This window comes from Massilia cavernae (assembly GCF_003590855.1).
Classification (GTDB): Bacteria; Pseudomonadota; Gammaproteobacteria; order Burkholderiales; family Burkholderiaceae_D; genus Telluria_A; species Telluria_A cavernae.
Genome location: NZ_QYUP01000130.1, coordinates 1 through 8,016, shown reverse-complemented (window position 1 = coordinate 8,016; position 8,016 = coordinate 1). Strand labels below are relative to the sequence as shown.

The 8,016-nt window shown below is 64.4% G+C and carries 10 protein-coding genes; 4 read left to right on the top strand and 6 right to left on the bottom strand.

Annotation, left to right across the window (positions count from 1 at the left end; translation table 11 throughout):
* Positions 1-427 (top strand): outer membrane protein assembly factor BamD (gene bamD / locus D3872_RS17645; protein WP_119812040.1); only part of this gene is annotated, 427 nt, incomplete at its 5' end.
* 111 nt (positions 428-538) lie between these two features.
* Here the strand turns inward: bamD and yaaA are convergent.
* Complete coding sequence (gene yaaA / locus D3872_RS17640) at positions 539-1,306, bottom strand: peroxide stress protein YaaA (protein WP_119812039.1); 768 nt, start codon at positions 1,304-1,306, stop codon at positions 539-541.
* Positions 1,307-1,341: 35 nt separating this feature from the next.
* On the opposite strand from yaaA, the gene D3872_RS17635 reads away from it, so the two are divergent.
* Positions 1,342-1,794 carry a putative toxin-antitoxin system toxin component, PIN family gene (locus tag D3872_RS17635; protein WP_119812038.1) on the top strand — a complete coding sequence of 151 codons (453 nt, stop codon included), beginning with the start codon at positions 1,342-1,344 and terminating at the stop codon, positions 1,792-1,794.
* 31 nt (positions 1,795-1,825) lie between these two features.
* Complete coding sequence (locus D3872_RS17630; RefSeq protein ID WP_147373907.1) at positions 1,826-2,989, top strand: pyridoxal phosphate-dependent aminotransferase; 1,164 nt, start codon at positions 1,826-1,828, stop codon at positions 2,987-2,989.
* A 217-nt stretch (positions 2,990-3,206) separates the two neighbouring features.
* Here D3872_RS17630 and D3872_RS26080 read toward each other — a convergent pair whose 3' ends face one another.
* Positions 3,207-3,353, bottom strand: coding sequence for a hypothetical protein (locus D3872_RS26080; protein WP_220476958.1), 147 nt, complete (start codon positions 3,351-3,353; stop codon positions 3,207-3,209).
* A 161-nt stretch (positions 3,354-3,514) separates the two neighbouring features.
* Here D3872_RS26080 and D3872_RS17620 point away from each other — a divergent pair, with 161 nt between their 5' ends.
* The gene (locus tag D3872_RS17620; protein WP_119812036.1) at positions 3,515-3,778 is read left to right on the top strand and encodes a hypothetical protein; all 264 of its coding nucleotides are present in this window, start codon (positions 3,515-3,517) and stop codon (positions 3,776-3,778) included.
* 32 nt (positions 3,779-3,810) lie between these two features.
* Here the strand turns inward: D3872_RS17620 and D3872_RS17615 are convergent, their stop codons facing one another.
* The 4 genes from D3872_RS17615 to mshL form a co-directional block, all read right to left on the bottom strand.
* Positions 3,811-4,464: a glutathione S-transferase family protein gene (locus tag D3872_RS17615; protein WP_119812035.1), complete on the bottom strand. Its 654-nt coding sequence runs from the start codon at positions 4,462-4,464 to the stop codon at positions 3,811-3,813.
* Positions 4,465-4,479: 15 nt separating this feature from the next.
* Entirely contained in the window at positions 4,480-5,547 is a 1,068-nt protein-coding gene (locus D3872_RS17610; protein ID WP_119812034.1) for a tetratricopeptide repeat protein, read from the bottom strand.
* Positions 5,544-6,434, bottom strand: a complete 891-nt coding sequence (locus D3872_RS17605) for an ExeA family protein (RefSeq protein ID WP_119812033.1) — start codon at positions 6,432-6,434, stop codon at positions 5,544-5,546. The genes D3872_RS17610 and D3872_RS17605 overlap by 4 nt, the downstream gene beginning before the upstream one ends.
* Positions 6,434-8,016 (bottom strand): pilus (MSHA type) biogenesis protein MshL (gene mshL / locus D3872_RS17600; RefSeq protein ID WP_119812032.1); only part of this gene is annotated, 1,583 nt, incomplete at its 5' end. The genes mshL and D3872_RS17605, both read right to left, overlap by 1 nt.

Sequence of the window (8,016 nt, the reverse complement as noted above, 5' to 3'; positions counted from 1 at the left end):
GCTGTACACCCAGGACCCGACCGAGCGCGACCCGAAGGCGACGCGTGAAGCGTTCGCCGCGTTCAAGGCGCTGGTCGAGAAATTCCCGAACAGCATCTACGCCGAAGACTCGATCGCGCGCATGAAGTATCTGGTCAACGCGATGGCGCAATACGAAGTCCACGTGGCCAACTACTACTACCGCCGCAGCGCCTACCTGGCCTCGCTGAATCGCGCGATGAACGCCGTCAACGACTACCAGGAGGCGCCGGCGATCGAAGAAGCGCTGTACCTGATAGTGCGCAACTACGACAAGCTGAACATGCCCGAGCTGCGCGACGATGCCAACCGCGTCTTCATGAAGAGTTTCCCGAACAGCCGCTTCCTCGACCCGAACCGCCAAGAAAAATCCTGGTGGAAATTCTGGTCCAAAAAAGACGCCAAGTAATAGTTGCTAAAATCGGGGTCAGACCACCATTTTCGAAACATTGCGGAAATGGTGGTCTGACCCCGATTTGCGCGGAAATGGTGGTCTGACCCCGATTTGCGAAAGATTGCTTTATGCGACTTTACGGCGGAATACCCAGCTGGTGTCGTTCGAGGCTTCCTTGACGAAGGCGTAGCCGTCAACGTCGAATCGCTTGAGCTTCTGGGGATCGGTGATGCCCTTCACCGCCGCATAGCGCGCCATCATGCCGCGTGCACGCTTGGCGAAGAAGGAAATGATCTTGTATTTTCCGTTCTTCCAGTCTTCGAAGACCGGCGTGATCACCGGTACCGCCAGCAACTTCGGCTTGACCGACTTGAAGTATTCTTCCGATGCGAGGTTGACCAGCGCGTTCCCGCCTTGCGCCGCGATCGTGTCGTTCAGCTTGTGCGTGACCGATTCGCCCCAGAACGTGTACAGGTCCTTGCCGTGCGGCGTCGCCAGCCGCGTCCCCATTTCGAGCCGGTGCGGCTGGATCAGGTCGAGCGGACGCAGTACGCCGTACAGCCCCGACAGGATGCGGACATTCGCCTGCGTGTAGTCCAGCTGCTTCGGCTTCAGCGTGCGCGCATCGAAGCCGTCGTAGACGTCGCCGTTGAAGGTCATGATCGCCTGCCTCCCATCCGCAGGGTCGCCGGTCCAGCTGGCATAGCGGCCGACGTTCAGCGCCGACAGCGCGTCGGAGATGCTCATCAGGCTGCCGATGTCGCTTGGCGACTTGGTGCGCAGCACATCGATCAGCTCGCGCGAGCGGTGCAGGAAATCCGGGTTGGTGTACAGCTTGGTCGTGGGCGGGGTTTCGAGGTCGAGCGATTTTGCGGGCGACAAGACAATCAACATAAAATAAATCAGTATTCAACATTAAACAATCCGACATGATACCTGCTCCAGCGAAACGCATCGTCATCGATACCAATGTTTGCCTCGACCTGTTCGTGTTCCACGATCCGCGCTGGAACATGCTGCTGGCCGATATCGAGAGCGGCGCGCTGGAGGTCGTCACGCGCACCGATTGCCGCGACGAATACCTGGTCGTGCTGCACTACCCCCACCTGCCGCTCGACGAAACCTCGCGCCCCCATTCGGCCGCCCGCTTCGACGACCTGATCAAGGTGGTCACGCCCGAACCGAAACTGATCCGCCTGCCCATCTGCAGCGACAAGGACGACCAGAAATTCCTCGAGGTGGCGCGCGACGCCAATGCCGATATCCTGATCACCAAGGACAAGGCCCTGCTCAAGCTCGCCCGCAAGACGGCGCAGGCGGGTTTGTTCCGCATCATGCTGCCGGAGGCGTGGGTCAAGGCAAGGGTTGCCGAAGCGAGCTAGAATGGCATGGTGTAAATCGTCCAATAGTTCCATGACCAGCATGACTCCTACCCTGCGCACCAAGCTTCCCGCCGTCGGCACCACCGTCTTCACCCGCATGTCCGCCCTCGCTGCTGAACACAAGGCCGTCAACCTCGGCCAGGGCTTTCCCGATTTCGGCTGCGACCCGAAGCTGCAGGAGATGGTCGGCGAGGCCATGCGCGCAGGCCACAACCAGTATCCGATGATGTCCGGCGTGCCCGCATTGCGCGAGGCGATTGCCGCCAAGATCGACGCCTTGTATGGCCACAGCTACGACGCGGCCGCCGAAATCACCGTCACCGCCGGCGCCACCCAGGCCGTAATGACGGCCATCCTGTGCTGCGTACATGCCGGCGACGAGGTCATCGTCATCGAGCCTGCCTACGACTGCTACCTGCCCGCCATCGAACTGGCCGGCGGCGTCGCGGTACCGGTCGCGATGCAGGTCGGCGCGGACGGCTACAGCGTACCCTGGAACCAGGTGGCCGCCGCGGTCACGCCACGCACCCGCCTTGTCGTGATCAATTCACCGCACAACCCCACCGGCTCGATCCTGCGCGAGGCCGACCTGCACGCGCTGGCCGACATCGTGCGCGGCACAGATATGCTCATCCTGTCGGACGAGGTGTACGAGCACGTGGTGTTCGACGGCGGCCGCCACGAATCGGTCTCGCGTCACCCGGACCTGGCCGCGCGCGCCTTCGTCGTCTCCAGCTTCGGCAAGACCTACCACGTCACCGGCTGGAAGGTCGGCTACGTGGCCGCGCCGGCGCCTCTTACTTCGGAGTTTCGCAAGGTCCACCAGTACAACGTCTTCACGGTCAACACGCCGATGCAGCACGGGATCGCCGGCTACATGCACGATCCGGAACCCTACCTCGGCCTGCCCGCCTTCTACCAGCGCAAGCGCGACCTGTTCCGCGATGGCCTCGAGGGTTCGCGCTTCACGCTGCTGCCCGCCGACGGCACCTACTTCCAGTGCGTGCGCTACGACGCCATCTCGCCGCTGCCGGAAGCGCAGTTCGCCGAATGGCTGACTACCGAGATCAAGGTCGCTGCGATTCCGGTGTCGGCCTTCTACAGCAAGCCGACCGAATCGGGCATCGTGCGATTCTGCTTTGCCAAGAAGGACGAAACGCTGGCGCTCGCAGTGGACCGCCTGGCCAGGCTTTGATCCACTCACGACGGAGTCACGCGCATGCCAGGGCCGCAGACCGACGCAAACAGCAGCCAGGCTTCCGTCCTCCAGGACCTCACCCTGGTATCCGGCCGTCTTGAACGCGCCCTGCTCGCCCTGGGCAAAGGCGGGGGCGCCGAGGCCGTGCTGCGCGCCATCGCCGGCAACCTGCCGCACGCATCGACCGCTCGCCGGAAGTGGCCCTCGCCAGCATCTACCTGAACCAGATCCCCGGCATGTACGCGGTGCGCCATTGCGTCGAGACCGCCATCATCGCCTTTCTGCTGGCGCGTTCGATGGGCAAGCCGCCGCGCGACACCGAATCCCTGGTCGCCGCCGCGCTCACCATGAACGTGGGCATGCTGCGGCTAGCCGACACCTTCCAGCTGAAGGACTGCGCCCTCACCGACACCGAGCGCGCGTCCGTGCGCAGTCATCCGGACGAAGGCGCGCAACTACCGCCGCTCGCTGCTTCCGCCCGAGGCCTGCCTGAAGCTGCTCGGCGAAGGCCGGGACGACGAGTTGGCGCAGCACCTGGAACGCCAGGTCGGCATGTACCCGCCCGGCACACTGGTCAGGCTGGAAGATGGTGAAACGGGAGTAGTGTCGTCGCGCGAGGGTCCGCTGGTGCATGTGCTGCGCAGCGCCGACGGAACGCCGGTAGCGCAGCCGCTGGTGCGCTCAGCGCACCAGCCGGGCCATGCCATCGACACGGCACAGCACGAAGACGACGCCCGGCTGCGCTTCAGCATGCGCCAGGTGTGGGGCGCTGCAGCGGCGGTCTAGGAATGTAGCCTGGCGGGTTTCGCTACGCGCGCTTACTTGGCCAGTGCGGAGGTAAACGATTCGAGGCTGGCCTTGCGGTCCGCGTTTACCTTCTGCACAGTGGCGCGCTCGCCCAGGAATTTGAGGTAATCGCGCGACGGCAGGCCCGCCAGCACGTCTTCACCCAGGATTTTCTTGGTGGCCGACGAGATCAGCGGCAGGTGGCACACCGCGGCGCAGTCGGCCATGGTGAAGCTGTCGCCCGCGATATACGGCGCAAACTTCGCCAGGCGCGCGAACGCCGGCACGTTCTTGGCCAATTGCTTGCGCACGCGTTCCTTCGAACTGTCGGAGATCGTGCCACCGAAGAAGGCGGCGCCATACAACTCGCGCGCCACGAGTTCAAGGTGCAGTTCCATAAAGGTGATCAGCTCCTGCACCTTGGCAGCCTGGTACACGTCCCGCGGCAGCAGCGGAACTTCAGGAAAGCGCGCTTCGATGTAGTTGACCAGCACCTGCGATTCGGCCAGCGGACCGTCTTCCGTTTCGAGGAAAGGCACCTTGCCCAGCGGCGAGCGCGCCAGCATTTCCTCGGTCGGCTTGGTCGTCCACACCAGCACTTCCTCGAACGGCACATCCTTCTCCATCAGCGCCAGTTTTACCTTGTTGTAGTAGTTACTGGCCGCGAATCCGCACAATTTCAGCATATAAGCTCCTTTTAGTTAGTTCGACAGCGCCTGCAGCTTGCGCTCGACAAAAGCCCGCAGTTGCGGGGTGAGGCTGGTTGATTCCTTCGCGCGCGTGAACGCGGCTACGGCTTCGGGCATGCGCTTCTCGGCCTGCAGCGACAGGCCCAGGCCCATCCACCACACGCCATTGGCCGGCGCCTTGCGCAAGGCGGCCTGGTACTGCTCGGCCGCCTCGCGGTGACGGTCGTCGTGCGCCAGTGCGCCTGCAAGGAAGGCGTGGTATTCGGGATCGCCGTTCGCGTATGGCAGCGCGCGCATCAGGGTTTCGATGCCCGAGGTGCCGCCCTCGATCTGCAAGCGTGCCAGCAGCATCGCCATCGCGGGCTGGCGCGGATCGAGGATCAGGCCTGTTTGCAGGAGATGCATCGCTTCGCCCCTGCGGCCGCTCTCCATCAGCAGGCCCACCAGTGTCTGGCGCGCGGCCTCGTGGCGGCTGTCGATGCGCAGCGCCTGCTCCAGCGCGGACACCGCTTCGCTGGTGCGGCCCTCCTGCAGGCTGGCCAGCGCACGCCTGTATTCGGTTTCGGCGCGCTGCCTGGGCGTTATCTGCAGGCCGGCCGCACTTGCCGCAGGCGCCATCTTCGGCGTGGCTGCCGCGGCAACGGCGGCCTTCACTGGCGGCTTTTCGGCCTTGGGCGCCGGCTTTTTGGTGATGGTCATTTCCGGCGTCGGGGCCTTGCCGGCCTTCGCTGCAGCCGGCTTTTCAGGCTCGATGGAACCCACCGGCGCCGATTCGGGCGCCGCGGCGGCCGGCTCGTCGACCACTTCCGGCGGAATCTGTTCTACCAGCGGCGTCGGACTCATCTGCGTCACCTGCTCCGGCGCGCGCGCAGTCACAGCATCCGGCGCGCGCGCACGTTTCGTCAATATGAAAGCGGCGCCGGCGGCGACCGCCAGCCCCACCGCCACCGCGCCGGCAATCGCCAGCGGGCGCAAACGGCCTTCATCGTAGACCACCGACTTCACGTCCGCAGGTGCCGCCTCGCCCGGCGCGGAACCGCGCTTGTCGAGGTCTTGCAGCATCTTGTTAATCAGGCTCATTGGGTCAGCGCCCAGGCAAGGCCGCCGGCAGCGGCCAGCAGCACCGAAAACCCGCCCAGCCACGGCCACAGGCGGCGTTTGACGGCGCCGGTGTCGCGCGCGGCTTCGGCCACGTGCTTGCGGCTGACCTGCTGGCGCCCTTCGCCGTAGGCCACCATCAGCGACTTGTTGGCCAGGATGTTGACCAGGCGCGGGATGCCGCCGCTGGCCGAAAACAGGCGCGACACCGCGCTGCGGCTGAAAATGCGCGCGCCCGCGAAACCGGCCACGCGCAGCCGGTGCGCCAGGTAGTATTCGAGGTCGTCGCGGGTCAGCGGACCAAGGTGGTAATGGAAGGTGATACGCTGGGCCAGCTGGCGGATCGATTCGAGTTCGAGCTTGCGGTTCAGTTCCGGCTGCCCGAACAGCACGATCTGGAGCAGCTTGCGCTTTTCGGTCTCGAGGTTGGTCAGCAGGCGCAGCGCTTCCAGGCTTTCCACCGGAATCGCCTGCGCTTCGTCGAGGCACAGCAGCACGCGCTTATCCTGGCCGGCCAGCTCCATCAGCCGCATTGTCAGGGCTTTCAGCAACTGGTGCTGGTCGACGTCCTTGTCCAGCACGACGCCAAGTTCGTCGGCCAGCGCAAGCATCAGCGTGCGCGGTTCGAGGTAGGGATTCGGGATGTAGGCGGTAACGAAACCCTCGCCCACGGTCGCCATGAACTTGCGGCACAACAGGGTCTTGCCGGTGCCGACTTCGCCGGTGATCTTGATGAAGCCTTCGCCGTTGCGCGCCGCCACCAGCAGCGTGTTGAGCGCCTCCTGCGAGTGCGGGCTGGTAAAGAAGAAGCTGGTGTCCGGCGTTATGCTGAACGGCACCTCACGCAGGCCGAAGTGTGCGGTGTACATTACTTGCGCCTCGTTGCGTTCGGATCGAGTTCGCGGATGCGGCGGCTGGAGTCCAGCAGGTCCTGGCTCCACTCGCCGCCGCCGTCGACGATGGTGGGCTTGATCAGCACCACCAGCTCGCGCTTCTGATTGACGGTCTTGCGGTTCTTGAACAGGTTGCCGATCACCGGCAGGTTGCCCGCGCCCGGCACTTGCGCCTTGTCGTTGTTGCTGGCCTGGCGCATCAGGCCGCCGATCGCGACGACCTGGCCGTTCTGGCCGCGCACCATGCTGTCGATTTCCGATGTGGACGACGCCGCCAGCGGCAGGCTCAGGTTGCCTGCGCTGCCCAGGTTGATGCCCTTCTGGATCGTGGTCACCTGGCTCACCGACGGGTGCACGTGCAGGATGATGTTGCCCTTGTCGTCGATCTGCGGCGTCACGTCCAGCACCACGCCGGAGAAGAACGGCTGCAGGGTCACGCTCGGGGTCACCGTGTTGCCGGTGGCGCTGGTGTTGGTGGTGGTAGTCACGCCGGTCACGTAGAACTCGTCGGTGCCGATCTTCAGCACGGCCTTCTGGTTGTTCAGCGTGGCGATGCGCGGGCTGGACAGCACGTGCACGGTGCCCTGCGATTCCAGGAAGGAGATCAGCGCGGCAAAATTATTGGTCTGGAACGCCAGGCCGAACAGCGAGCTGCCCAGGTTGGCGGCGTTGGCCAGGGTGAAGCCGCTGCTGGCGGACAGGCCGGTTTCGCTGGTCATGGTGGGCGGCTGCCCGCCGCCGAACGGCAGCGGCGCCAGGGTGGTGCCGGGCCCGACAACGCCGGTCGAGACGCGGTTGTCGTGCGAGCCGCGGAACGAGGCGAACGATGCCCAGTTGATGCCGCTCTGGAAACTGTCGTTCAGCTCCACCTCAAGTATCTTCGCTTCCAGGATCACCTGGCGGTCCACCGACAGCTGGGTCGCCTTCAGGTAGCTGTCGACGTTGCGCAGCTCATCCGGCATGGCGCGGATCACCAGCACGCCCGATTGTGGACTGATGACGACGCTGCGCCCGCCCTTTTCCGACGGCCCGACGATGGCCTCGATCGACGCCTTCAGCTCGACCCAGAAATCGTTGCTCGAATTGGTGCTGACGGCCGAACTGTCGCCGGCCATGCGGCTGTTCGGATTGTTCGGGTCGTTGCTCTGGTTGTTCGGGTTATTCTGGTTGTTGATGTTGTTGTTATTGCTGTCGCCGCTGTTGCTGATGCCGGCGTTGGCCACCGATGTCGAGGTCACCCGCAGGTTGGATGCGCCGCGGCGGTTGCCGACCAGGTAGTTCACATGGAACATGCGTGTCTGCATGGTCAGCGGGCGGATCGAGATACGGGTACCCTCGATCTTGTAGTCGTAGCCGTACAGCTCGCGCACCGCGTCGAGCGCCTCGGCCATCGTCACGTCCTTCAGGTTGGCCGTGATGGCGCCGCTCACCTCCGGATGCACCAGCATGTTGTAGCGCGTGCCCGCCACCAGCGAGTTGAAGAACTGCTGGGCCGGCACATTGTTGAAGGACACGTTGAAGCGTTCTTCCAGCGCCGGGCGCGCCTTCGGCAGCTGGG

Bases quoted from the DNA above. Each gene is read 5' to 3' on its own strand.
- yaaA (WP_119812039.1), bottom strand. From the start codon at position 1,306: ATGTTGATTGTCTTGTCGCCCGCAAAATCGCTCGACCTCGAAACCCCG.
- D3872_RS17635 (WP_119812038.1), top strand. From the start codon at position 1,342: ATGATACCTGCTCCAGCGAAACGCATCGTCATCGATACCAATGTTTGC.
- D3872_RS17630 (WP_147373907.1), top strand. From the start codon at position 1,826: ATGACCAGCATGACTCCTACCCTGCGCACCAAGCTTCCCGCCGTCGGC.
- D3872_RS26080 (WP_220476958.1), bottom strand. From the start codon at position 3,353: ATGCCCACGTTCATGGTGAGCGCGGCGGCGACCAGGGATTCGGTGTCG.
- D3872_RS17615 (WP_119812035.1), bottom strand. From the start codon at position 4,464: ATGCTGAAATTGTGCGGATTCGCGGCCAGTAACTACTACAACAAGGTA.
- D3872_RS17610 (WP_119812034.1), bottom strand. From the start codon at position 5,547: ATGAGCCTGATTAACAAGATGCTGCAAGACCTCGACAAGCGCGGTTCC.
- D3872_RS17605 (WP_119812033.1), bottom strand. From the start codon at position 6,434: ATGTACACCGCACACTTCGGCCTGCGTGAGGTGCCGTTCAGCATAACG.